21 protein-coding genes are annotated in these 24637 nt (G+C 62.8%); 14 read left to right on the top strand and 7 right to left on the bottom strand.

Annotated elements, in window-relative coordinates; all coding sequences use genetic code 11:
- Positions 1-4 precede the first annotated feature (4 nt).
- Entirely contained in the window at positions 5-1411 is a 1407-nt protein-coding gene (locus AB1286_RS22755; protein ID WP_430367287.1) for a sigma-54 interaction domain-containing protein, read from the bottom strand.
- A gap of 409 nt (positions 1412-1820) precedes the next feature.
- Here AB1286_RS22755 and AB1286_RS22750 point away from each other — a divergent pair, with 409 nt between their 5' ends.
- The 3 genes from AB1286_RS22750 to AB1286_RS22740 all read left to right on the top strand — a co-directional run bounded on the left by AB1286_RS22750 (position 1821) and on the right by AB1286_RS22740 (position 4092).
- Positions 1821-3260, top strand: a complete 1440-nt coding sequence (locus AB1286_RS22750; protein WP_430365508.1) for an RAD55 family ATPase — start codon at positions 1821-1823, stop codon at positions 3258-3260.
- Positions 3261-3275: 15 nt separating this feature from the next.
- The gene (locus AB1286_RS22745) at positions 3276-3650 is read left to right on the top strand and encodes a response regulator (RefSeq protein WP_430365507.1); all 375 of its coding nucleotides are present in this window, start codon (positions 3276-3278) and stop codon (positions 3648-3650) included.
- 73 nt (positions 3651-3723) lie between these two features.
- A complete protein-coding gene (locus tag AB1286_RS22740; RefSeq protein ID WP_430365506.1) occupies positions 3724-4092 on the top strand; it encodes a response regulator in 369 nt (122 codons plus the stop codon).
- Between the two features lie 102 nt (positions 4093-4194).
- Here AB1286_RS22740 and AB1286_RS22735 read toward each other — a convergent pair whose 3' ends face one another.
- On the bottom strand, positions 4195-5397 hold the full coding sequence (locus AB1286_RS22735) for an amino acid aminotransferase (RefSeq protein ID WP_430365505.1): 1203 nt from the start codon (positions 5395-5397) through the stop codon (positions 4195-4197).
- Positions 5398-5561: 164 nt separating this feature from the next.
- The gene (locus AB1286_RS22730; protein WP_430365504.1) at positions 5562-6476 is read right to left on the bottom strand and encodes a methyltransferase domain-containing protein; all 915 of its coding nucleotides are present in this window, start codon (positions 6474-6476) and stop codon (positions 5562-5564) included.
- Positions 6477-6719: 243 nt separating this feature from the next.
- Between AB1286_RS22730 and AB1286_RS22725 the strand changes: the two genes are divergently transcribed.
- Positions 6720-6926, top strand: coding sequence for a hypothetical protein (locus AB1286_RS22725; protein WP_430365503.1), 207 nt, complete (start codon positions 6720-6722; stop codon positions 6924-6926).
- A 23-nt stretch (positions 6927-6949) separates the two neighbouring features.
- Here the strand turns inward: AB1286_RS22725 and AB1286_RS22720 are convergent, their stop codons facing one another.
- Together AB1286_RS22720 and AB1286_RS22715 are read right to left on the bottom strand one after the other, a co-directional pair.
- On the bottom strand, positions 6950-8095 hold the full coding sequence (locus AB1286_RS22720) for a sugar-transfer associated ATP-grasp domain-containing protein (protein WP_430365502.1): 1146 nt from the start codon (positions 8093-8095) through the stop codon (positions 6950-6952).
- A 53-nt stretch (positions 8096-8148) separates the two neighbouring features.
- The gene (locus AB1286_RS22715) at positions 8149-8514 is read right to left on the bottom strand and encodes a hypothetical protein (RefSeq protein WP_430365501.1); all 366 of its coding nucleotides are present in this window, start codon (positions 8512-8514) and stop codon (positions 8149-8151) included.
- A gap of 217 nt (positions 8515-8731) precedes the next feature.
- On the opposite strand from AB1286_RS22715, the gene AB1286_RS22710 reads away from it, so the two are divergent.
- Both AB1286_RS22710 and AB1286_RS22705 read left to right on the top strand, forming a co-directional pair.
- Positions 8732-9391: a response regulator gene (locus tag AB1286_RS22710; RefSeq protein WP_430365500.1), complete on the top strand. Its 660-nt coding sequence runs from the start codon at positions 8732-8734 to the stop codon at positions 9389-9391.
- The gene (locus AB1286_RS22705) at positions 9388-10857 is read left to right on the top strand and encodes an ATP-binding protein (RefSeq protein ID WP_430365499.1); all 1470 of its coding nucleotides are present in this window, start codon (positions 9388-9390) and stop codon (positions 10855-10857) included. Before AB1286_RS22710 ends, AB1286_RS22705 begins: the two co-directional genes overlap by 4 nt.
- Here AB1286_RS22705 and AB1286_RS22700 read toward each other — a convergent pair.
- A complete protein-coding gene (locus tag AB1286_RS22700; protein ID WP_430365498.1) occupies positions 10794-13097 on the bottom strand; it encodes a heavy metal translocating P-type ATPase in 2304 nt (767 codons plus the stop codon). The two genes, AB1286_RS22705 and AB1286_RS22700, sit on opposite strands and share 64 nt — an antisense overlap.
- 290 nt (positions 13098-13387) lie before the next feature.
- On the opposite strand from AB1286_RS22700, the gene AB1286_RS22695 reads away from it, so the two are divergent.
- The 3 genes from AB1286_RS22695 (at position 13388) to AB1286_RS22685 (ending at position 16487) form a co-directional block, all read left to right on the top strand.
- Positions 13388-14347, top strand: coding sequence for a universal stress protein (locus AB1286_RS22695; protein ID WP_430365497.1), 960 nt, complete (start codon positions 13388-13390; stop codon positions 14345-14347).
- A gap of 252 nt (positions 14348-14599) precedes the next feature.
- Positions 14600-15808, top strand: a complete 1209-nt coding sequence (locus tag AB1286_RS22690) for a cytochrome C (RefSeq protein WP_430367286.1) — start codon at positions 14600-14602, stop codon at positions 15806-15808.
- A gap of 91 nt (positions 15809-15899) precedes the next feature.
- Positions 15900-16487, top strand: coding sequence for a c-type cytochrome (locus AB1286_RS22685; RefSeq protein ID WP_430367285.1), 588 nt, complete (start codon positions 15900-15902; stop codon positions 16485-16487).
- A 21-nt stretch (positions 16488-16508) separates the two neighbouring features.
- On the opposite strand, the gene AB1286_RS22680 is transcribed toward AB1286_RS22685, so the two are convergent.
- The gene (locus tag AB1286_RS22680) at positions 16509-17711 is read right to left on the bottom strand and encodes an MFS transporter (protein ID WP_430365496.1); all 1203 of its coding nucleotides are present in this window, start codon (positions 17709-17711) and stop codon (positions 16509-16511) included.
- Between the two features lie 116 nt (positions 17712-17827).
- Between AB1286_RS22680 and AB1286_RS22675 the strand changes: the two genes are divergently transcribed.
- From AB1286_RS22675 to AB1286_RS22655, 5 genes are read left to right on the top strand one after another with little or no spacing between them, the layout of a single operon-like run.
- Positions 17828-18223: a BlaI/MecI/CopY family transcriptional regulator gene (locus AB1286_RS22675; RefSeq protein WP_430365495.1), complete on the top strand. Its 396-nt coding sequence runs from the start codon at positions 17828-17830 to the stop codon at positions 18221-18223.
- On the top strand, positions 18213-19088 hold the full coding sequence (locus AB1286_RS22670) for a hypothetical protein (RefSeq protein WP_430365494.1): 876 nt from the start codon (positions 18213-18215) through the stop codon (positions 19086-19088). Before AB1286_RS22675 ends, AB1286_RS22670 begins: the two co-directional genes overlap by 11 nt.
- Entirely contained in the window at positions 19076-20143 is a 1068-nt protein-coding gene (locus AB1286_RS22665; RefSeq protein WP_430365493.1) for an efflux RND transporter periplasmic adaptor subunit, read from the top strand. The genes AB1286_RS22670 and AB1286_RS22665 overlap by 13 nt, the downstream gene beginning before the upstream one ends.
- 3 nt (positions 20144-20146) lie before the next feature.
- Positions 20147-23218, top strand: coding sequence for an efflux RND transporter permease subunit (locus tag AB1286_RS22660; RefSeq protein WP_430365492.1), 3072 nt, complete (start codon positions 20147-20149; stop codon positions 23216-23218).
- On the top strand, positions 23215-24630 hold the full coding sequence (locus AB1286_RS22655; protein WP_430365491.1) for a TolC family protein: 1416 nt from the start codon (positions 23215-23217) through the stop codon (positions 24628-24630). Before AB1286_RS22660 ends, AB1286_RS22655 begins: the two co-directional genes overlap by 4 nt.
- Positions 24631-24637 lie beyond the last annotated feature (7 nt).

Below are 24637 nucleotides of genomic sequence, written 5' to 3'. Positions count from 1 at the left end.
CAAGTCATATACCATGCGGGGTCGCTATACCGAGGCTGAGCATCTTCTTGTACAGGGTCGCCCGGCCGATGCAAAGGCGCTTGGCGGCATCGGCCACGCGGCCTCCGCATTCGGCCAGTGCGTTTTCGATCAGCGTTCGTTCGAATTGAGCGAGCGCCTCGTCGTAACGCGCGACTCCGATACGCGGCTTGTCGTGCCGCTGCGCGACCGGGCTTGCGTGCATGCCGGCTGCGATGGCGGCTCGGATCAGGTCCGCATCGAGGGTCGCCCCTTCGGCCGCGAGCAGCGCCCGCTCGAGCACGTTGCGCAATTCGCGCACATTGCCCGGCCAATCGTGCCGGCGCAACGCCGTCAATGCCTCGGGAGCGAGCGTCGCCTGCTCGTAACACCCATGCGTGCAGAGCTCATCGAAGATCGCCTCGCAAATTACCTCGATATCGTCCAGGCGCGCCCGCAACGGCGGAACGACGACGTTCAATACGTTGAGCCGATAAAACAAGTCGGAGCGGAAATGGCCGTTCAGAACGGCCTCGTGCAGGTTCTGCGACGTCGCGGCAATGACGCGCACATCCGCATGAATCACCTTGTTCGAGCCCAACGGCTCGAATTCCTTCTCTTGCAGTACGCGCAGGAGTTTGGACTGCAACGCCAGCGGCATGTCGCCGATCTCGTCGAGAAAAAGCGTCCCGCCTTGAGCCGCTTGGAACTTGCCGGGGCGCCCCTTGGGGCCTGCGCCGGTATACGCGCCGGCGGCCGTGCCGAAGAACTCGGCTTCGAGCAACGTATCGGGCAACGCCGCGACGTTGACGCTGACGAACGGCTTGCTCGCGCGCGGCGACGCGGCGTGAATCGCATGGGCCAACAATTCCTTGCCCGTGCCCGTCTCGCCCAACAGCAGAACCGGCGATTGCGCTGCGGCCGTACGACGCGCGTGACGTTTGAGCTCGAGCGTGACCGCGCTCGTCCCCGCGAAGTTGGCGAACGAGTATTTCGGCCGCCGCTCCTGACGCAACGACTCGCGCGCCGAAGCCAATTGCTCTTGCATGAGCCGATAGCGCGCGAGCAACGGCGAGAGCGAATTGAGCCGTTGATGAAGTGCGAACCCGATCGCGCCGATCGTCTCGCCTTGCTCGTCCTTGATCGGCAAACGCATGACGACGAGCGGACTCGGTTCGCCCTCGAGGACATCGAGCAATAGCGGTTCGCCGCTTTGGACCACTTCGCGCATCCGGCTATTGGGGATCACCTCTTCGCAAGGCATGCCGATGACCTGATCGGCGTGCCTCGTGCCGAATCGCTGCACGTATTGCTCGTTGACCCATACGACGCGCGCTTGGTCGTCGACGATCAGCGTCCCCTCGCTCGAGCGCTCCAGCACGTCGAGCAACGATTGCATCGCCGACAGCCGCATATGGGTGTAGTCCGTCAAATTGCGGGCCGTACCGCTCTTTTGCGCACGCGTGCGCCCGCCGCTCGATTTCGGCCGCGCGGCCTGCCTATTTTCGCCTTCGGCGGGCACGATTGCCGCGCCCGAATACGCTTCGTCGGTCGATACCGCCATCGAAATTCTCCTGCTCATGCCGAAATGCATGGTGCTTGTGCCGCGCAAGGGTAGCCGAGTACGAGCATGCTGCCCATCGGTGAAGTCACGAAGCATCCGAGCCGCAAGCGCTCCGTCCCTTGCTCACCGGCCTTCGTCGCCATCCGAACCTGCTGTAGACTTGCGAAATCGATGACGCCAACGGTTCAAACGGCAAGGCCTTACGGCACTTGCCCAGGCCGTCTTGTTCTCACGCCCTTTAAGAAATAGGTCCAACGCAATGGAAAATGTGCCGGCGCGACTGCGCAGCGACGTTCCGGGGCTCGACGAAATATGCGGCGGCGGCCTGATCGCAGGTTCGTCGTACATCATTCAGGGCCGCCCGGGAGCAGGCAAGACGATCCTTGCGAATCAGCTCGCCTTCGCGCAGGCCAGGCAAGGCCGTAAGGTTCTTTACGTGACGTTGCTCGCCGAGTCGCACGATCGCCTATTCCAGTCGCTGTCCACGCTCGAATTTTTCGATGCGGCGAAGGTCGGCAAGGACATCACGTTCATTAGCTTGTTGCGCACCCTGCGCGAAGAAGGGTTGCGTGCACTCGTCGAAATGCTGCGCGGAGAGCTAGCACGGCAAGGCGCGAGCATTCTCGTGTTGGACGGCCTGCTCACGGCACGGGAGACGGCTCATAACAACCTCGACGTCAAAACGTTCGTGGCCGAATTGCAGGGTCACGCGGCTTTTACGGGTTGCACCGTCCTGTTCCTCACGAGCGCCCGCATCGACGAGTCGAGCCCGGAACACACGATGGTCGATGGCGTGCTGCAACTCGAGGAGGCCGTCACCGGCTCGCGCACCGTCCGGCAAATTAGGGTCGCCAAATCGCGCGGCAGCCGTGCGCTGGGCGGCTTCCACTTGTTCGAGATCACGGGCCGCGGCATGGATGTCTATCCGCGCCTCGAAGCGGCACTGGCGCAACCGTCCGGTAACGACACGGCGCCGCCCGAGCGACTGGCCACGGGCGTTCGCGGGCTGGACGAGCGTCTCGGCGGCGGCTTGCCAGCACACTCGGTAACGGTCGTCGTCGGTCCCGCCGGCAGCGGCAAAACGACGTTCGGGCTCGGCTTTTTGCATGCCGCTACGCCGGAGCGGCCAGCCCTGCATTTCGGCTTTTACGAAACGCCGCAGCGGCTCGCGGCGAAAGCGTCGGCGCTCGGCATCGATCTCCAAGCGATGATCGAATCTAAAGCGCTCGCGGTCATGTGGCGGCCGCTCACTGAAAACTTACTGGATAAACTCGCGCACGAATTGCTACAACAGGTGCGCGCCACCGGCGCGCGGCGGGTGTTTATCGACGGGCTCGCCGGTTTCGAGCGCGCCACGGTCGATCCGCATCGCATGGTGGAATTCTTCGCGGCACTGTCAAACGAGTTGCGGGCGATCGGCGTGACGACCATGTGCACCTGGGAAATCAAAGAACTCTCGGGGCCCTGGATTACCAATCCGTCCCCGGAAATCTTGAGTCAAATCGACAACGTGATTGCTTTGCATCACACGCTGACGGACGACACGTTGCGTCGCGGCATGAAAATCATGAAGGTGCGCGATAGCATCTTCGATACGGCCGTGGTGGAGTTCGAGATCGCCGGCAGCGGCATGGGACTGCGGGTGACCGGCTCCGCTCCCGTCACCGCCGCGGTGCGCACCGGAGTAGATTGCCGGTAGGCAACGGATCAACGCATGACTACCCTGCTTGTCGTCGACGACGAGTCGCTCGTGACCGATTTCCTTTCGTTTCTGCTATGGCGCGAAGGGTATGTCGTGCATGCGACTCGCACCGGCAGTGAGGCACTCGAGGCGACCGAGCGAGTACAGCCGGATTTGATCGTGACCGATCTGATGATGCCCGTCATGTCGGGCCTGGAGCTTGCGCAGGCGCTCCAGCGCGACGAAAAGCGAGCAGCTATACCGATCGTTCTATGCACCGCGGCACCGGGTGCGTTGACCGAGGAGGAGAAGCGGCTTTTCGTTGCGGTGCTCCGCAAGCCATACTCGCCGGCGTCGCTGCTCGACATCATCGCTCGCAAGGTTGGCCCGGGGCGGCATCGGGAATGAGTGCGCCGCCAGGCTCGTTGCCCGGTTGAGGCTACGCAGTCCCTGCGGGCAACCACTCGGTCTTGAGCAAGCAATGAAGCGTGTCCTTCTAGTCGACGACGAATACGAACTGCTCGAGGCCCTGAGCTTCGCATTGCAATACGCGGGATATGAGGTCGATTGCGCGAGCAACGGATGCGACGCTCTCGCACATGTGCAACGACAAGTACCCGATCTCGTCGTGACCGACTTCATGATGCCCGATATGGACGGCATGTCCTTATGCCGGTCGCTGCGCGCGCATCCCGACTGGGTGCGCATTCCGATCGCACTGCATACGTCCGCACACGTGAACTCGAGCACTGCCGAGCCGCCGCTATGGGACGCCTTTCTGCGTAAACCGGCGCACATGGACGACTTTCTATCCACCGTGGCACGCCTGTTGCAGCTGGGACGACCCTGAGCGAGCGGCGCCGGGCGCAAATGAGTGCGAATGAGTCGGATCGCACGGCCTTGCACTGCGCGAGATCCGACCCGACCGTCGATCGGGCCTTGGGAATCGGCGTTAGGCGCCCTTTACCAGCACCTTCGAGATCGCATCGGCGACCGGCCCGACGTTGCGCTCGTTCAATCCGGCCACGCACATGCGGCCCGAACGCAAGATGTACACGCCGTGCTCTTCGCGCAGACGGTCCACTTGGTTAGCGTCGAGCCCCGTATAGGTGAACATCCCGCGTTGCTTGATGTAACGCGAAAGGGCCTCGCCACCGATATACCGGCTCAGATGCTCGTGAATCGCCTCGCGCATGCCGGCAATTCGACGGCACATCGCAGCGAGCTCGTCGCGCCACATTTGATTCAGCGCGGGAGAAGTGAGCACCTTGGTGACGATCTTCGCGCCATGCGTGGGCGGGTTGCTGTAGTTCGCGCGCACGGCGCTCGTGAGCTGCCCCACGACGCGCTGTGCTTCGTCCGTGCTCTCGCAGAGCACGCTGAGCCCGCCGCAGCGTTCGCCATACAGCGAAAAATTCTTCGAAAACGAATTCGCGACCAACATCGGCACGTTGCGGCGCGCAAGTTCTCGCACGGCGAATGCGTCTTCGTCGAGGCTCGAACCGAATCCTTGATAGGCGATGTCGACGAACGGCAGCAATTCACGCTTTTGTAGCACAGCGATCAGTTGCTCCCATTGCCCATTGTCCAGATCGACGCCCGTCGGGTTGTGACAGCACGCATGCAGCACGACGATGCTGCGGGGCGCCAATGCATCGATCGCGGCCAGCATCGCATCGAACTTCAAACCGCCCGTGGCATCGTCGTAGTACGGATACGTGTTCACCGTGAACCCGGCCCGCTCGAAAATGAAGCGGTGATTTTCCCAAGTCGGATCGCTGACCCATACTTGTGCCTGCGGGAAATAACGCTTGAGAAAATCGGCGCCGACCTTCAAAGCGCCCGAACCGCCCAGCGTCTGCACGGTGGCGATGCGGCCCTCCGTTCGCGCGGCACAGTCCTCGCCGAATACGAGCGACTGCACGGCGTCGCGATAGGGCGCAAATCCCGCCATCGGCAAATAGGGCTTCGGCCCGAGATCGGCCAGCATCGCCGCTTCGGCCTCGCGAACGGCCTTCATGACCGGCAAGCGGCCGTCGTCGTCGAAATAAATGCCGATGCTCAGATTGATCTTTTCTTGCCGCGGATCTTTCTGGAAATTCTCGTTCAGCGTAAGAATGGGATCGCCGGGATAGGCGTCAACATGTTCGAACATGGTCAATGTCGCTTCAATGGGAGAAGTGGGGTGCCGCTCGCCGGCGCGCAGGCAAGCTCGCGGACGACAGTGTACGGGCGAACGCGAGAAATAAAATTTCGCAATCGATGCGGGCAAACGCCGATTTTAGGTCATAAATTGCGTCGCCCAGTCGATATCGGCGTTTAATGACCCGATTTCGTCGCCGTCAGCCAGGCGATTCGTTGCGCGCCGAATTGCTTGCCGCTCTCGACCAACGGTCGCAACCGCGCTTCGAAAAACGCGCGCTCGTCCTTCGTAAACTGTTCGTCCAAGACCGCTTTCAACGACGGCGCCAGCGGATGCGGCGAACTTTCGACGAATACGTCCCACGCGATCGGGTCGGCCGGCACCACATCGATATGGAGCTCGAGGTGGATATCGATAAAGCCCGCATCGATGGCAAAGCGCACGAGATCGCGCTCGCCATAGTTCGTAATCGGCAGCGCGCTCGCCTTTTCCTCGGTATCGGGAAACTGCGCCGACCGCCAGCGCAACAACAGGGGGAAAAACGCGTCGCCCGCACCCGGCGGCCGCGCATCGACCATCCGCTTCAGGGCGCATACCTCGAACGCCTCGTCGCGCAGCACCGGCTCCGCCATCGATAGACGCCCGCCCGGTTTAAGGATTCGATAAAACTCGCGCATGGCCGTACTCTTGTCCTCGACGTACGCCAACACGGCGCGCATCGCCACGGCATCCACGGCGGCGTCGCCGATTCCGCTCAACTTATCGGCCGGTCCTTCCACGAACGTACATTGCCCCTCAACGCCGCGCTCGGTCGCGCGATGTGCGGCGTGACGCAAGAGCGGCGCGGAAATATCGGTCATCAATACCCGCAGCGAGGGGCCGAACCGTTCGATCGCTCGCATACCGACCAGGCCGTCTCCCGTGCCGATATCGGCAAGCGTCATGCCGTCGCGCAAGCGCGCGCCGTCGAGGACGCGGTCGGCGTATCGCGTCACGTCCGCATGAACTGCCTGCCGATATCCCGTATCGTCGCCGTGTCGACGGCGAAGAACCCATTCGGACCATATGTCCGAGTCTTGTTGGTGCGTCACGTGATCGGATCTCAAGTTGCCTTACCCTATTCATCGATTTTCTTGTGTGCTTCGAATTCTAAGTGATCAAGGCCCGCATAGGCAGCAATCGATACGCGAACATCAGGAATCCTTAATGTTCGTGAGTCATCATAAGCGCCGGCCGATTGCATTTCCGCAACCGGGCTCGCATCTAGGTGGACGCGCGCTCGAATTGACGCAACGGCCGATCCGGTCCGCCAACACACTAAAGGGTAATCACCCATGACCATTTCATCGATCGGCATGCATGCCGCCGGTTTGGCATTGCAATCGGCACTATATGCTTCGTCGGGGAACGAAGCGCGAGAAGTCGGACCCGACCGCGACGGCGACGCCGACGACGGCCGGAATATCGCGTCCATCTCCGTCTCCGCGAGCATCAATCCGCAAGGCCAGAAGGTCGGTACCACGATCAACGTGACCGCCTGAGCCTAGCAACGAACGCCCTCTGTCTATAGAGACTTCGTTAGACCGGTGCCGGCTTCGCCTTGCGGAACCGGCACCGGCGCGGGTGCAGACGCAGCTACCTGCGGCGCGGCGTGGCGCCTCGGTACCAGCAAATCCCATCGCAAATCGGCGAAGCACGGTCCTTGCGTGGCCTCGCTGAATTTGATGTCGTTATGCTCCGCGTTCCACTCCATGAGCTGGACGCGACCATCGTCCGCAACCGCCACATCCCAACCCACGCACCGCGCGTAGGGAACCTTTCGATGATGAGCAAGGACGCTCGTCAAACAGTCGTCGAAGGCGGGAATCTTCACGCCCGCGAATGGAATCTTGCTATCCGGATGTTCTCGCACGACGGTCCAATCCGTCAGATAACCGCTTTCGGCCAACTCTCCCGTGGCGCAATCGACCGGAATCCGAACATGACTACTCGACTGAACGTGCGTATCGGCGTCACGACCGAGGCGCAGGTAGCAGGCACGAATGGACACGACACCGCTATCGTCGACCGCGGTCGTCATGCGCAGCGTCGCGACCGATCGCGGCGCGAAGCGCGCTAAAACCTCATGCTGCACGATGTTTTCTTGGAACACGCCGTTGCCGAGCGTCCTGATCTTCTCGAGATCGAACGTCGCTCGGTCGAAGAAGAATATCCCTCGCCCCTGCAAAGAGTTGTCGACCTTGAATACGACCGAGTCGTTCTGCGAAAACAAGCGCCGGGCAAGCGCTTCGGGGGAAACGACCGTCGCATCGGGCGCCAGGAAAAGCCCGTTGGCGAAATAAGCCAGATCGGGGAACGCGTCGCTATCGAATATCGCGCGTTGCAGCGACTTCAAGCTCGAAGCGATACCGTAGCCGCCCTTGAGCTTCGGCACCACCACATAGCCGTAGTAGTTGTCGGGAATCCAGCCTTCCTTGAAGCGCCCCGCGACAGCCGAATAGACGTACAGCCACGGCGCGTAGCGCAGGTGTCCCAACACATCGTGCGCGTAGGCGTCGGCACGCTCGATATCGGCGCGGCGGGTTTTCCCTAGATAGCCTTCGAGCGTCCTATGAATGGCCGTCGCCTGCAAACGGTGCGACCGATGAAATCGAAGATCGAACACACGGCGAGCCCATTTTCTCGCCACAACCTCGGCATCGACTTTCAAGGGACGCTCCTCTCTTTTATTGCGCAACTCACGCGTTTCAAACGCGGTTCGATTTAAACGGTGTCGGCAAAATCGTCCAGCAATACGATACGTCGGCTACCGAAACGCAAATGAAGCACAACGAGGGAAAGACGCGGACAGCGCGACGAAAGCGACACGGCTCCGTGCTTTCCTCCCCAAACGGTCAGAAATCCGCGCTTATACGCCGAGTGAAACGCGGCATTCGCGATAACGTGCACCGCTATCACGATGCCCACGACGAACGACATGGCGGCGAACCTGAACGCCTCGGATACGAAGATGCGCTCGGGAATGCCGAAGAGCAAGATGCACAGCAGCGAAAAAATTTGAACGAGCGATGCCGCTAGCGAGGCAACCAGCAAATTGGCTCGCACTCGGCCCACCATCGACGGCAACATGTAAGCTCCGACTGTTTCGATCCAGCCGCACCGGCTTGTATGAATCGTCGCGCACCGACGCCGATGATCAGCGGCAAAAATCATATCCTTCAGAGCTTAAGAAATGCTGAAGAAACCCACGATAATGCAGTGCCGGAGGCACTTCTCGTTTACACTGCGCTGCGATTCGCATCGTCTAAATCATTCAGGCACCCCGCGCTGCCGCTAGCAATTGCATATGAGAATTCTTCTTGTTGAAGACGACGAACTGATCGGCTCAGGCGTCGAAATCAGTCTTCGCCAAGCGGGCTACGCCGTGGATTGGGCGCGCGACGGCCGACAAGCCGAGCTCGCGCTCGCCACGAATCACTACGCACTGGTGGTGCTCGATCTAGGTTTGCCCGGCCGCTCCGGCGGCGAGCTGCTCAAAGGGCTACGCGACGCCCGAAACGACGTACCGGTGCTCGTGCTCACCGCTCGCGGCACCATCGGGGATCGCGTGCGCGGTCTTGACGCAGGCGCCGACGACTATCTCGGCAAGCCTTTTGATCTGACGGAATTGCTCGCGCGCTGCCGGGCCCTCGTTCGTCGCTCGCAAGGCCGCAGCGTCGAGCAAATCGTCTGGCGCGATCTGTCGATCGATTTGATTTCGCGAACCGTCACGCGCGGCGATGCGCGCATTCATCTGACGACGCGGGAGTGGGCCGTATTGGTTCAACTCATCACGCATCCGGGCATTCCCCAATCGCGCGCCGATCTGGAGGACAGCCTTTACGGCTGGCAAGAGGAAATCGAAAGCAATGCGATCGAAGTCCATATGTCGAAGCTGCGCAAAAAGCTGGGGCAGGAGCTGATTACGACCGTTCGCGGCGTCGGCTACATGATCGAGAAGCCATGACGCAAAGCTCCATCCGTCGGCGCCTCTCGCTGATGGTACTGGCGAGCGTCGCGCTCGTATGGGCGGTGACGCTCGTCTCCACGTTTCGCCACGCCTCTCAAGAAGTGCGGCGCTGGCAAGATACCCGGCTCGTGGAATACGCCAAGCTCATCGCATTGCTCAGCGACGACGATCTCCTCAAGCTTTCGCGTTCGCACATCGACGCGCGCATCGAATTGCCCCATCCCGACGAGCTGGCCTCGGGCACCGTCGACAGCGATATCGCGCCGCGCGAAATGCTGTTCGCAGTGAAGGATGCGCAAGGCCGCACGATCGCGGCCAGTCCGGCGCTGTCCGAACTCGGTCCTATCGCGCCGCCGCCGGGAAATATCGACGAGCCGTGGTCGGCCACGTTGGGCAATACCGTCTGGCGTATCGAAACGATTCGCGATGCGAACACCGGACGCTTGATCCAAGTCATGCAAACGTCGAACTCGCGCAGCGATTTGGCACGCGACGCGGCGTTGCACGTGAGCCGTCCTTTGCTTCTCGGGCTGCCGGCGCTCGCGTTGCTCGTATGGCTCGCCATCGGGCGCTCGCTCGCCCCGCTGCGCATGCTGTCGGAGACCATCCGCGCGCGAGATGCGACGACGTTCGAGCCCATCGACATCGAGCGCGTGCCGCCGGAGGTGCGGCCGCTCGTCGACGCGATCGATCAATTGCTTGCTCGGCTCAAGCAATCGATCGCGCGCGAGCGAGCGTTCACGTCCGACGCCGCGCACGAACTGAAGACGCCGCTTGCGGCAATCAAAGTGCAGGCGCAGGTCGCACTGGCCGCGGAGGATGCCACGCAGCGGCAATTGGCGATACAGCGCGTCGTGCAAGGTGTAGATCGCAGCACGCGCCTCGCGGAACAATTGCTGCTGCTTGCACGGCTCGACGAGCACGAACGTATCCCGACGGTACCCGTCGCGCTCGACGCATTCGTGCTCGAGGCCATCGCGCGGCATACCGAGCGCGCGCGGCAGAAACAGATCGAGATCTCGTTCGCCGACGTGCTCCACCGCACGGTGCTAGCCGAGCCGTTCCTCATCGGTATCTTGCTCGATAACCTCTTCGACAATTCGATCAAGTACGGGAAACAGGGCGGACACATCGACATCGGATTGTTCGACGACGGCGACGCCGTCAGCTTGGTCGTTCGAGATGACGGCGAAGGCGTTGCGCCATCGGAGATGTCGCGGCTCGTCGATCGTTTTTATCGCGGCGTCAACGCCGCGGCCCCCGGAAGCGGCCTCGGCCTGTCCATCGTCAGACGTATCGTCAGCTACTTCAACGGGCGCCTGACGTTCGAGGCGGGCATCGACGGGGCAGGCCTCACGGTGATCGTCTCGCTGCGGCGCGCGAACGCGCCGGCACCGCATCAATCGCCGGCAGCCGCCGTCGCCGAAAGCACATGGAACAGTTCGTCTTCCTGCTCGCAGTGAAGGCGCACGATCGCGTCAAGGCCATACAGCAACCGCTGAAATTCCGCGAGGCCGCGGGCGTCGGGTCCTTCGGGCGGCAAATCCGCCGTCATATTGGCGAGCAAGCGAACGATCCGAAATATCTCGCGATGCATGCCGCTCATCGCCGCCATCGGATCGTCCCCGCCTAAGAGGCGCGCCAAGCCGGGATAGACATGCGCGTCGTCACGCTGCTCGTGCGGCACTAACTCCCGGGTCAACGATTCGTTCATTTGCGCGAGCGCCGGCGCGACCGATGCCTTCGGCAGCCGAGGCAGCTCATCGGCCAACGCTCTGATTCGCGCGATGACGGGCGCAAGCCGTACGTGCTCCTGCTTCAAATGGTCCGCCTCCTCGCGTGCGAGCGCCCCGGCGGCGAGACGCGGACTCATGCGTAGTACGCGCAGCGCATTGACGATCACGGCGACGTCGATGAATTCTTGAGCGATCGCACCGGCGATCGGCGGCACCAGACCGAACGCCGCCGCGATCATGGCGACGGCGGACATCGCCATGCCGGCCACGACGCTTTGTACCGCGATGCGGCGGGCTCGCCGTGCAATCCGCAACGCATCCACTAAACGATCGAGACGATCGACGAGCAGAACGACGTCGGCGGCCTCCGATGAGGCCGCGGCCCCGCGTGCGCCCATCGCGACGCCAACGTCTGCCGCGGCGAGCGCAGGCGCGTCGTTCACGCCGTCGCCCACCATGATGACGATTCCGTCGGCTCTTGCGGCCTGAATCGCGTCGAGCTTATCGGCCGGCGTTTGTTGCGCGCGCACTTCGGTAACGGCCAATAACGCGCCGACCGTTTCGGCGATGTCGCGCCTATCGCCGGTCAGCATGATCAGCCGCTCGATCCCTTCGCGCTTGAGCAGGCGCAGCGCTCTCGGGGTTTCGAGGCGCAGCTGGTCCGCCATCCGTACGGCTCCGATCATCGCACCATCGACACCGACGAATACCGCGGCTTGCCCCTCATAGCTCAACGTGCGAAGCACGGCAGCGCTCCACTGCGCAACGCGGGTCGCCGCGCTTACGTAGGCGAAGCCGCCGATCGTCACCGCCCGGCCTTCCACTTGGCCCGTTAAGCCCGCGCCGGCGGTTTCGACCACGGCCGACGGCGGCGACAAGCGCACGCCCCGCTCGCGCGCCGCGATCGTCAAAGCCTCGGAGATGACATGGGCGGATGCTTGCGCGAGCGAGGCCGCGTAGTACAGCACGGCCGCCTCCGTCGTTTCGGGACCGCACTCGATCGAGACCAAACGCGCGTGACCCTTGGTGAGCGTCCCTGTCTTGTCGAAAAAGAGAATGGACGCCTGGGCAAGCCGCTCCAACGCGCCGCCGCCCTTGACGAGAATGCCTCGCTTCGCGCAACTCGACATACCGGATACGATCGCAACGGGTACGGCGAGAATCAACGGACAGGGCGTTGCGACCACGAGCACCGCGAGCGCACGCGAGATTTGCCCTGCCATGATCCAACTCGCACCGGCGAGCGCCACGGAAACGAGGACGAAGAACAGCGCGTAGCGATCGGCCAATCGCGCGGCCGGACTCCGCTCGCGCTGGGCCGCTTGTACCATGCGCACGATGCCGGCGAACGTGCTGTCCGCCGCGCGGGCCGACGCGATCATCTCGAACGGGACGCCCGCGTTGAGCACACCGCTACATATCGCTTCGCCCGATAGCCGCCGCACGATCGCCGATTCGCCGGTCAGCGTGGCTTCATCAAGGTCCGCCACACCGGCAAGCGAGCCATCGACGGGTACGAGTTCGCCGCTGCGAACGAGCAGCCGATCGCCGGGCTGCACGGCGTCGAGCGCAACCGAATGCCATTCGCCGTCTTTCAATGCGTTCGCCTGACGCGGAGCGCGGCTCAACAATGCGGTCATTTCGCGCTGCGCGCGGCTCCCCGCATACTGCTCGAGCGCACGACCGCTCGCCACCATCAGCGCGATGACGGCCGCCGCGAGCGTTTCCCCGAGCGCGAGCGCAAGCGCGATCGCCATCCACGCCAAAATGTCCACCCCGGCCTGGCGCCTAATCACCCCTTGTACGATCGATACGGTCAATGCGACCCCTATGGCCGCCGCACCGGAAAACCAAAGCGCTCCAGCGAGCGCCCGAGCCTCTAGCGCGATGCACACGCCGCCCACAGCGAGCGTCGCCGTCGATACGATCAGCAAAGCGAAATCGACGTAACGAAAAGCGCGCGACATGACGCTGCGTGGATTCGCGCCTGAAAAGCGCGATGGATCATCCGCTGAGCGGAAAGGTTTGCCAGGCATGAGTCCAATGCTATGACCCGGCGCCGGCCGCGATTTGATCTGAAGCAAGCGTGTCACGGCGCGCGCTGCCGGCGCTCGTCACTCTGCTTGCGCTTAACAGATCTTCATCAATCGCGCATTACGCACCTTCGCCGGCATTGATTTCAATCAAACAATCAGAACGGTTCGGCCAACACAATAGATCTACGAAATACCGAACCCACATCGACGAGGGCCGAACCATGAGCGCATCGACTCCTCCAATCAGCCCTGCCTGCACCCTGCCCGGTCGGGTCTTGATCGCCGTCGATTCCACCGTCGCGTCCGAACGCGCCATCGCGTACGCGAAAGGGGTCGTGGCACCGGGAGGTCGGGTCCTGCTCGTCAGCGTCGCGGAAAACCCCCGCACGCTAATGCCGACCGGCACCTTCACCGGCGACGTGCTCAAGGCGGCCCGCGAGGAATTGCTAAGGGATGCGAACGAAGCGCTCGCCACGGCACGCGCGGCTTTCGCACGAAGCGATATCCAAGTCGAATCGGAAGCGATCGATTTGTCCAAACACGGCAGCGACGTCACGCATGCCTTGATCGATGCAGCGCAAAGATGGGACGCTCAATTGCTCGTCGTCGGCGCTCGCCAGCACCACGGATTGCTTCGATGGGTCGAGGGCACGGTATCGACTCCATTGGCCGGTCTCGCACCATGCCCCGTTCTCATCGTGCCCGCGACCTATCGCGCCGACGCGGTTCGCGCGGCGCGGCGCATTTTGTTTGCCGTGGACGCTAGCGCGCAAGCCGCCGAGGCGCTTCGCACCGGCCTGCGGTTCGCGACGCATGCTACGGCTGGCAGAGCAATCTATGTCGTCGACCGAGCGGTGCGTTTGAGCGACTTCGTCCCGATCGATGTCCTCGAAGATGCTTTCGTCGAAGAGGGAACGCGCACCCTCGCCAAGGTCGAGCCGCTGCTTGCGGATCGATGCGGCGAAGCGAGTGCCTCGCTCGTCGAAACCAAACGCATAAGCGACGACGTACCCCACGCAATCGTTCGTGAGGCGCACGATTGGCGGGCCGACTTAATCGTTATGGGAACGCACGGCCGACGCGGTCCTTCGCGATGGCTGCTCGGCAGCGTTGCCGAGCATGTCGGCCGCTTAACTGAAACGCCGCTATTGCTTGTACACGCACAAGCGACTGCCGGTTAATTTGAAACGCGTGTATGTGTTAGTTCGAACAACAGGGCACACTTAAATTACATCTTTTGCTCGAATTGTCCTATAAACCGAGAGACATAAAGCAGTAGTCGGGGGGGTGCGATGATTGCCACGCTAAAGCGCAATGTTCGCGCGCGGTATGCAGCGATGCTCATGGCGGCAACGCTTGGGCTTCTTAGTCACGTCGCACAAGCGGTCCCCGCATTCGCGAGGCAGACCGGGCTCGCCTGCGTAGCTTGCCACGTGAGCTTCCCCGAACTGACTCCGTTCGGGCGATTCTTTAAGCTGAGCGGCTATACGCTGACGAACAACAAAACGATCCCGCTCGCGGGGATGGTTCAATTTTCGCAAACCAATACGCGAACGATCCGAAACGATCAATACGATTTCGTCCGCAACGGCGACATCGCGTTGCAACAGGCCAGCCTTTTCTACGGCGGTCGAATCGCGGGGCCCGTCGGCGCATTCGTGCAATGGACCTACGACGGCATCGCCCATCATAGTGGTATCGACAACACCGATATTCGCGCCGCCGGCCAATTCACGCGGGGCGACATCGATTTCATCTACGGGATGACGCTCAACAACAACCCGACGGCGTCGGATGTTTGGAACAGTACGCCGGCATTCGGCTATCCCTATGCATCGAGCAGTGTCTCGCTGACGCCGATGGCCAGTACGCTGATCGACGGCGGGCTCGCGCAACAAGTCGCGGGCTTGACGGCCTATGCGTTTTGGCAACGCAGTATCTATGCGGAATTCGGGTTGTACCGAACCGCCGATCGGATGTTCTCGTTTCTGCGCACGGGTCAGGACATATCGAGTCCGGGCGGCGTTGCGCGCTTATCCGGAAACAACCCCTATTGGCGGCTTGCCTACAATGCCGAGTGGGGTGCGCACTCGCTCATGGTCGGCACATACGGTCTTATCGCGGACAAGTATCCGGACAATACGATCCCCATCTCACCCACCGACCGCTTCACCGACTACGCATTCGACACTCAATATCAATATCTGACCTACACGCATTCGATCACCGCGCAGGCCACCTGGATACACGAGAAGCAAAGTTGGGACGCGAGTTTCCCGAGCGGCGGCATAGGCGCCGGCCCAACGCCGACCAATTCGACCGACACGCTCAACACGTTCAAGGCGAAAGCATCCTATTACTTCCGACGGAAATACGGCGGCACGCTCGCGTATTTTCAAACGACGGGCAGCAACGACCCCGGACTCTATGGCGCGGCGCCAGTGACCGGCAGTGCGAACGGAACGCCGAATTCGAACGGAGTCATTCTCGAGGCGGATTACTTGCCGATTCCCCAAGTCAAGCTATCGGTCCAATACACGTGGTTCCTCAAGTTCAACGGAGCACGCTACAACTACGACGGCAACGGACGCAATGCCAGCGACAACAATACACTGTACTTATTGGCTTGGATCGCGTTCTGACATAGCGCACTCAAAGACAGACGCAACTCATTGGATGGGCCGGAAAATGAAAAAGCCACCGCGTTGCCGCATCGAGTCGGCGATTACGGCCATGTTGCCGCTCATTATTTGTAGCGTGCTATTGAGCGCCCCTTCGGTACGCGCGCAAGACGCCGGTCGCCTTGCCAAGCAATTGTGCGTCGCCTGCCACGGCGTGAGCGGCGACAGCAAATCGCCGATGTTCCCGAAACTCAACGCGCAGACGTCCGACTATCTCGTCGCGCAGTTGAAGGGCTTCCGGCAACACGTTCGCGGCGAATCGGATGCCCGCGCCTATATGTGGGCCATCGCCTCGCAACTCGACGACGCAACGGTCGCATCGCTCGCCGACTACTATTCGCAACAGCCTGCCACAACGGGCGGCACGGGCGACGCCACGCTGATTGCCGAGGGACAAAAGATCTTCGAGCAGGGCCTGCCCGATAAGGGCGTGCCGGCGTGCGCGTCGTGTCACGGCGCGCAAGGACACGGAAACGGGCAATTCCCCCGACTTGCGGGGCAACATGCCGACTATCTCATGCGCCAAATCGAGGTATTTCAGAACGGGACGCGCGCGAACGCCCCGGTGATGTCGGCCGTCGCGCATACGCTCGGGAAGGACGATGCGAAAGCGGTCACGACGTTCCTTCAGTCGCAATAGCGCCGATGCGGTAAAGCGGGCTCAATGTTTGGCGATGCGAAGCCGGCCGGCGGTCGCAAGCAGCAACAGCGTAGTCATGCCGAAGGCCGCGCCCGCATAGAACGTCGCCGCTGCGCCGACACGATCCCACAATGCTCCGGCGATGACGCTCGAGGCCACCGTGACCACGCCGCTCAACAAATTGAAAAAGCCGAACGCGGTCCCGCGCAGTTGAGCAGGCGCGGTATGCGCGACCATCGCCGCGAGCAATCCCTGCGTCATACCCATGTGCAGTCCCCAGAGCACCACGCCGGCGACGACAACCGTCCAATGCACGCCGTGCGCCAATACGACGTCCGATGCGATCAGCAGGATCAGCCCCGCCACCAGCAATCGGTTATGGCTCATCTGATCGGCGAGCTTACCGAACGGATACGCGGATAACGCATAGACGACGTTCATGGCGACCATCACGAGGGGGACCAGCGCGATCGGAACGCCGCTCTTCATGGCTCGCAAGACGATGAACGCTTCGCTAAAGCGCGCGAGCGAAAAAGACGCGCCGACCGCCACGACCCACCAGTAGGAACGGCTCAATTGCTTGATGCTATTCCAGCGAATCGGATTGCCGCGCGTGCGCTCTCCCTCGCGCCGTGGCTCTCTGATTCCCAATGCCAGTACGGCCACAGACAGCAACCCGGGAATCAAGGCGAGCCAGAATGCGAGCCGGAAGTTATCGCGCCAAGCCAGCATGACCGTCACGCCCAACAGCGGCCCCAAGAACGCGCCCACGGTGTCGAGCGATTGCCGCAATCCGAAGGCCGCCCCACGTAAATGCGAAGGCGTGACGTCGGCAACGAGCGCATCGCGCGGCGCGCCGCGAATGCCTTTACCGATGCGATCCACGATGCGCGCGGTAGCGACGACGCCGATCGTCGGTGCGATCGCGAACAGCGGCTTGCTGAGTGCGCCCATCGCATAGCCAGTCACCGCGAGCCATTTGCGGTTGTGCAGATAGTCGCTCAACGCCCCCGAAAACAGCTTGACGATAGGTGCGGTGGCCTCGGCCACGCCCTCGATGATCCCGATGGTGGCGGCGCTCGCACCGAGGCTCGTCATCAGAAACATCGGCAAAAGGCTATGGATCATTTCGGACGAGACGTCCATGAGCAGGCTGACGCAACCGAGTATCCAAACACTGCTGGGTATCTGCCGCAGGACACCGGCCCGCGAATTTGTACTCATTCGCTTCCCACCTTCCACGAATACGGTTCGAACGGACCGACGCCATGGAGGCGCCGGCGCTATCCCTCGAAAATCCGCGCTTGACGCGGCTACGACAGCCGTCGTAATGTAGCCAAATGAATCGATACCGTCTACCTGCCGACGACCTCGAGTATGCGGCATTGACCGTGCTCTGGGAGCTTGGCACCGCTTCGGTACGTGCCCTGCACGAACGCCTCGGCGCGCCGGCGGGCCGCGTCTATACCACCACGGCGAAGGTCGTCGACCGCTTGCGGGAAAAAGGGCTCATCACGCGCGAGCGCATTGCAGGCGGATTCGTCTATCGTCCCGCCGTCGATCGTATCGATGTGGAGCGCGCCCGGGCACGACAACTCGTCACTCGCTTTCTCGGTACCACACCGCGTGCCGCCGTTGCGACGCTCGTCGATGCCGTCGGCGAAATCGACCCGGTCCTCCTCGAAGAACTCGAGCAGGCGATCCGTGCCAAAAGGAGTCGCAGCGATGGAACGTGAATCGTTATTGACGTTGCTGATGCTCGTACTCGGCGGTATCGCGCTCCAACCGCTTGCCATCGCCGCGCCGCGCTCGAACCCAACGAGCGCCGAACGTCAGGCTTGGATACGCCTCTTGCTTCCTGTCGCTCCGGCCTTATTGACGGCGGCTTGGCTATGCGGCTGGGCGCTTCGCGAGCCCGATCCGGTAGCCGATCGCGTCAATCGATGGGTACTGATCGCCGCCTGCCTGCCGTTCGCCGTCGTCTTCGCTCGCGCAACGGCGCGCGCGCTGTGGGCGCTCGCGCGCGACCCCTCGCAAGCCGGCGTCTGCACGGCCGGGCTCTTGCGACCGAAGGTCGTATTCTCGCCGTTCCTTGCGAAGACGTTGGACGACGCCGCGCTCGAAGCAGCTTGGCAACACGAGCAGGCGCACGCACGCCATCGCGATCCGCTGCGAATCTGGCTCGCGCAGTTTGCGACCGACTTGCAGTGGCCCTGGCCCGGCGCGGGCGTGCGCTTCGAGGCATGGCTCGAGGCGCTCGAATATGCGCGTGACGATGAAGCGCGCCGGCATGGCGTGTCGGGCGAGGCGCTAGCAGCGGCATTGCTCGCCACGCTGCGTCACACGAACGCGCTACATGCGGCGAACGCGGAACCGGGTAGGCAGGCGGCGCTCGCACAAGCGCGGCTCGTCGGCAGTCGCAACGCACTTCAAAGGCGTATCGCCCGCTTGCTCGCTCCATTGTCGGCTTCGCCCGCATCGAATACGTCGGAGCGTGCATGGTACGGGGCGCCTTTCGCCGGCCTGTTGCTGCTTGCAGCGGCACTTGGCGCGTACTACGGCGACCCCATCATGCGCGAGTTGCTCGCATGGACATCCTGACTCGCTACCCACGTCGCCTAGCATGCATTGCGGCGGTGCTCGCCGCACTCCCCTTGACTATCTTGTCGTATGCGCTGCCGGTACATGCCGGCAGTTCGGGTACGACGGTGATCGTCCACCAGCAAACGCTGCCCGTTCAGTTCAGTGCATACGGTCAGGTCGAGCCCACGTCGATCGTCAACGTTCGCACCGTGGAGGCCGGCACACTCAGCGAGCTGCACGTCGCGCCGGGCAGTCGCGTGCAAGCAGGCGAGGTGCTCGCCCGCTTGAACGGCCCGCAAATGCGAGCGCTGTTGACCGAGCGCGAGACCTCACTGCAAAGCGCGAAAGCAAAGCTCGACGCCGCCACGCATGCGCTTACCGTCGCCCGATCGCACCTCGCATTGCAATTGACGACCCGGCAGGCGGTTGATAGCGCATCGAGCGAACTGGCCGCCGCACGCGCCTCGGCAGAAACGGCGCAAACGCGGTTGGACGAAGCGCGCAACCAACAAACGATCAAGGCCCCTACCGCGGGCTCGGTCATCTCGGTGCAGTCGGCCGACGGCGAACAGGCCCAAACTGGGCAGACGCTGCTGACGATCCAGCCGAACGGACCGCTATGGGTTCGCGCGAAGTACTACGGCGCGGACGCGTCGGCGCTGCGCATCGGCATGACGGGCCAAATCGAGTTGGCGGGAGGCAACGCCGTCGTCCCCGTCAAGCTCGTGGCCATCGCACCCGCCGCCGCAACGGACGGCGGCGTTCAAGTCGGTCTCGCCGCAACGTCTCGGACCGATTGGATCGCCGGCCAGTGGGGTAGCGTGACGCTCGACGGCCCTTCGACCGCTTATGTCATGGTGCCGACAGCCGCGTTGATTCTCGATCGCGGCCAATGGTGGGTGCTCGTTCATACGCCGAAGGGCGACCAGCCGCGCCGCGTGGTGCCGGGTCAAGCGCACGGGTGGCAGACCGGCATCGTCTCCGGACTGCGGCCGGGCGAAGAAGTCGTCGCCCAGGACGCCTTCCTCGAATACCACCGCGATATCGCCCAAACCTACCAACCGCCCGACTGACCCATGGACCGCGATGTTTCGATACCGCGCGTATTGCGGCGCCCGGTGCTCTGGGTGCTGGTACTCGGCGCGGTGCTGATCTATGCGGCCTACGCGTTCGTCCGCATGCCGGTGGAAGTGCTGCCTCAGTTCGATTTTCCGCAGATCGGCGTAACGGCCCATCTCCCCGGTACGACGGCGACCGAACTCGAACGGCTCGTGGTCAATCCGCTGGAAAGCCAGATCCTGACCTTGACGAATATCGGCAGCGTGCGTTCGGTGATGGGCAACGGCACCGTCCAAATCGACGTACGGTTCCGGGAAGGAAGCAACGCGCAAATCGATCTGCAAGCGGTAAATGGCGCCATCGATCGAGCGCGTGCCGAGCTTCCGGCGCAGATCGATCCCGTCGCCGAGATCATGGGGAATGCCATCAACGAAGTGGCCGACTACGCTGCGCGTATTCCCGCCGATGTCGCACCTGCGCAAGTCCAGCGCGATTTGAGGGCGAACATCGTGCCCGCGCTGCGCGCCATCCCCGGCGTTCAATTCGTGCATGTCTATGGGGCCGGCGACGAAGCGCTCTGGATTCAGCCCGATCTCGGCGCCATGCAACGCTACGGCGTTCCGGTAACCGCGCTCGCCCAGGCCGTGCAGGCTCAAGTGCTGCTGGAGCCGGCGGGTTTCGTGACGATGGGCCACAACGACGTACTGATCGAAGCGCGCAATTTGCCCGTGCACGTCGGCGAACTCGAACGCATTCCGGTGACGACCTCGAGCGGCCCCGTGCCGCTCGGCGCGCTCGCGAAAGTCGTGCGGTCTCCGGAGCCGACCCATAACGCCGTCGCGCTCGATGGACGCCCGAGCGTCGCTTTGACCATCATCAAGCAACCGGGCGCCTCCACGCTCGCGGTGACGCGAGCCGTGCAAGCGACGCTCGATGCGAGCCTGTCGCAATTGCCGTCCGGCGTGAGCTGGGTGAGCACCTATAGCCAAGGTCACGTCGTGCGGCTCGTCGGGGCCGATCTTGGCCGTAATCTTTTGATCGGCGCCGTGCTCGCCGTTCTCGTGCTGTTTTGGGTGCTCGGCGCCGGGCGCGGGATCGTGACGCTGGCCCTGAGCATCCCGCTCTCGCTCGCGCTCGGCATCGCCGCCCTGCACGCGTTCGGACAAGACCTAAACCTGATGACGCTCGGGGCATTGACCGTCGCGGTCGGGCTGCTCGCGGACGACGCGATCATCGTCCTCGAAAGCATCTATCACCGGTGGGAAAGCGGCGACGCGCATTGGGCCGGCGTCTGGAACGGCTTGAAGGCGATCGCGATCCCGGACGTCACGGGCACGTTGACGAATGTCGCGATCTACATGCCGTTGCTATTCGTCGGCGGGTTGGTCGGCCTCTTTTTCATCCCGTTCTCGCTTGCGATGATTCTGGCGCTGCTCGCGTCGTTGCTCGTTTCGTTGACGCTCACGCCGCTTAGTCTCGGCTTTCTGAACGCAAGGTCGGCCGCCGGCACGAGCAGCGGCCGTCGTCTGCTGCAACGCCTACAGGCAGCCAATGAACGGCTCTTCGTCTGGGTGTCGCGCGCGCCTCGCGCAAGTCTTGCGATCACGTTCGCGGTGCTGCTGCTCAGTCTCGCCGCTCTCGTACTCGTACCGGTCAACTTCCTGCCGCTACCCAACGAAGGCGTGCTGCTCGAATCATTCACATTGCCGCCCGGCAGCTCACTGCTCGATGCACGCGCAGCTGTCGGCACGATTTCCCAACGGTTGCTGCATGAGCGCACCGTCGCGCACGTGTCCGCCCGTATCGGCTCGTCGGCGTCGACCTCGTACACCGAACCGGCCTATGCCGGCGAAATCCAAGTCGTGCTCAAGCCCGGCGTGAGCGTGAATGCGCTCGATGCGATCGGCGAACGCATTCAACGGGCGTCGCAGTTGCCCGGCGTGCAACTGGCGATCGATACGCCGACGATCGAGCGCGTCGGCGAAAGCCTATCGGGTTTGCCGCAGCCTTTCGTGATCCACGTCTTCGGCACGAGCGTCGCGCGGCTGCGCGCCCTCTCGCAAGAAATCGCAGCAAGATTGCGGCATATTTCGGCTTTGAGCGACGTCTTCGATAACGACGGCTATCCGGTCACGCAACTGCAAATCGAGCCCGACACGCAGGCGCTGGGCGCGAACGGCATGACGCCGGCCGCGCTCTATGCGCAGCTCGATGCGCTCGTCAATGGAGAAGTCGTCACGCGCGTGCCCGACGGCAACGTGCCGCTCGATCTCTATCTTCGTCTCGCGGACGCGCCCCAGCGCGGCCTCGACGAGCTCGGCGCCCTGCCGATCCGCACGTCGAACGGGTGGACGCCGTTGTCGCAACTGGCGCGCCTCACGCTCGTCAGTACGCCTAATCAAATGCAGCACGTGGCCGGAGCCCGCGCGCTCGACATCCTTGCTACGCCGAACGGTCCGTTAGGCAGCACCGATGCTGCTGCGCGACACGCACTCGAAGGCTTGCCTCTGCCTCCCGGCTACCGGATCGAATTCGGGGGACTGGCCGCGCAGATCGAGCAGGCCGCGCTCGGTCTTGCGCTCGCGACGCTGACCGCATTCGCCATCATGATCGGCATCTTGCTGCTGCAATTCGACGGCTTGCTGATTCCGGCCATTTTGTTGCTCGAAATTCCGCTGGCACTGACAGGCGGCACGATCGCGCTCGTCATCAGCGGCGTGGGGCTCAACGCAACGGGCATGATCGGCTTTCTGACGCTGATCGGTATAGGTCTTCGCCATAGCATCGTGCTGCTTGATCGCGTACGGCATAACGAAACGGCGGGAATGCCCGTGGAGGAAGCCGTACGCGAAGCGATCGGCGTCCGCTTTCGCCCGATCGTGTTGACCGCCGTCACGGCCACGCTCGGGATGTTGCCGACGGCACTCGGTCTAGGGCAAGGCGCGGCCCCCGAACAAGGGCTCGCGGTCGTCATCCTCGGCGGCTTGCTATGGAGTGCGGTACGCAGCACCAATCTGATACCGGCGCTTTATCTGCACTGGCGCCGCAATCAAATCGCCCGCCTCGCCGCACGGGAAACGCCGCCATGAAAGCGATGGCCACGCATTCGCTCAAATGGACGGCGAGCAGATTCGAGTCGTCGGGAATGATGAAGCGCTCGCTACGCCGAAGCCTCGTTGCCACCATGCTCGCTATGAGCGGATGTGCGTCCTATCATCCGCTTCCGCTCCCCGATCATGCTCGCCTCGTCGATCGAATCGGCAACGTGAGGCACACGCTGCCTGCGAGCGCTACGCGCCATGACATCGACGTCGGCAAGCCGCTGAGCGTCGACGATATCGGCTTGCTCGCGGTATTGAACGATCCGGAGCTACGCACTGAGCGCGGCGAGTTCGCGCTCGCACAAGCGGATCTCACGCAAAGCAAAACGCTGCCGAATCCTTCGATCGGTTTGACCTACGCGGCTTTACTCGGCGGCGAGGGGACGACGGACGCGTTTAGCGCGTCGCTGACGCAAGACGTCAAATCGATCCTGACCTATCGCCGACGCGTGGCGGCGGCACAGGCGCACGTGTCGCAAATCGACGCCGAGTTGCTTTGGAAAGAATGGCAGGTTGCCCAAAAGGCCCGGCTTTTAGCCGTGGATTTGTATTGGGACGGGCGCTCGGAGCAAAGCAGCGAAGCGGCGCTCGATGCCATCGAGCAGACCGCTTCGCGCGTACAAAAGGAAGTCGACGCCGGCGAGATGAGCCAATCGGATCTTGCGCCCCTACTGGCGTCGAAAGCGGCGCTCGAGCAATCGATTTCGTCCTCGCGTCTGTCCACGCTGAAGAACTGGGCGGACCTCGACGCGCTGCTGGGCATGACGCCGAACGCGCGCTTCGCCCTCGCGCGGCCCCAACCGCCGGCCCTGCCGCCCGATCTCGACGCGCAAATCGCGGCGGTGGCCGAGCGCCGTCCCGACTTGATTGCCCTTCGGTTGGGATATCGCAGCGCCGATGAGAACGTACGCGCCGCAATCCTCGGACAATTTCCCGCGCTCGTCCTCGGCGGTTCGTGGAGTTCCGATACCTCCGACGTTCGATCGGGCGGCCCGACGGTCACGTTCGACTTGCCGATCTTCGACCGCAACCAAGGCCAAATTGCGCGAACGCAAGCCACGCGGCGCGTGCTTTACGAGCAGTATCAGAGCCGTCTCGACGAAGTCGATACGCAGATCCTCGCGCTTGTCGCGCGCAGCCGGCAGATCGCCGCGTCGCTCGATATGGCGCGCGACGACGCGACAAGCGCCGACACGCAAGCCGCCCGAGCCAGGCAGGCGTTCAATGCAGGGACCCTCGATCGGCGCGCGCTAATCGAAGTCGAGATGACCGCACTGACACGGCGCCGCGACGTCTACAATTTCGAGCGAGCCCTAGCCGAGGCACGTACCGGGCTTGCCTTGGCGCTCGGCTCGGGCCTGCCCCGCACCCGGCTTGCCCCGCAAGATCCGGGAATGTAAGAAATCG

The organism is Trinickia sp. NRRL B-1857, assembly GCF_050470685.1.
GTDB lineage: Bacteria > Pseudomonadota > Gammaproteobacteria > Burkholderiales > Burkholderiaceae > Trinickia.
Note: the sequence above shows the minus strand (reverse complement) of the source record. Positions and strands in the feature narration are given on the sequence as shown.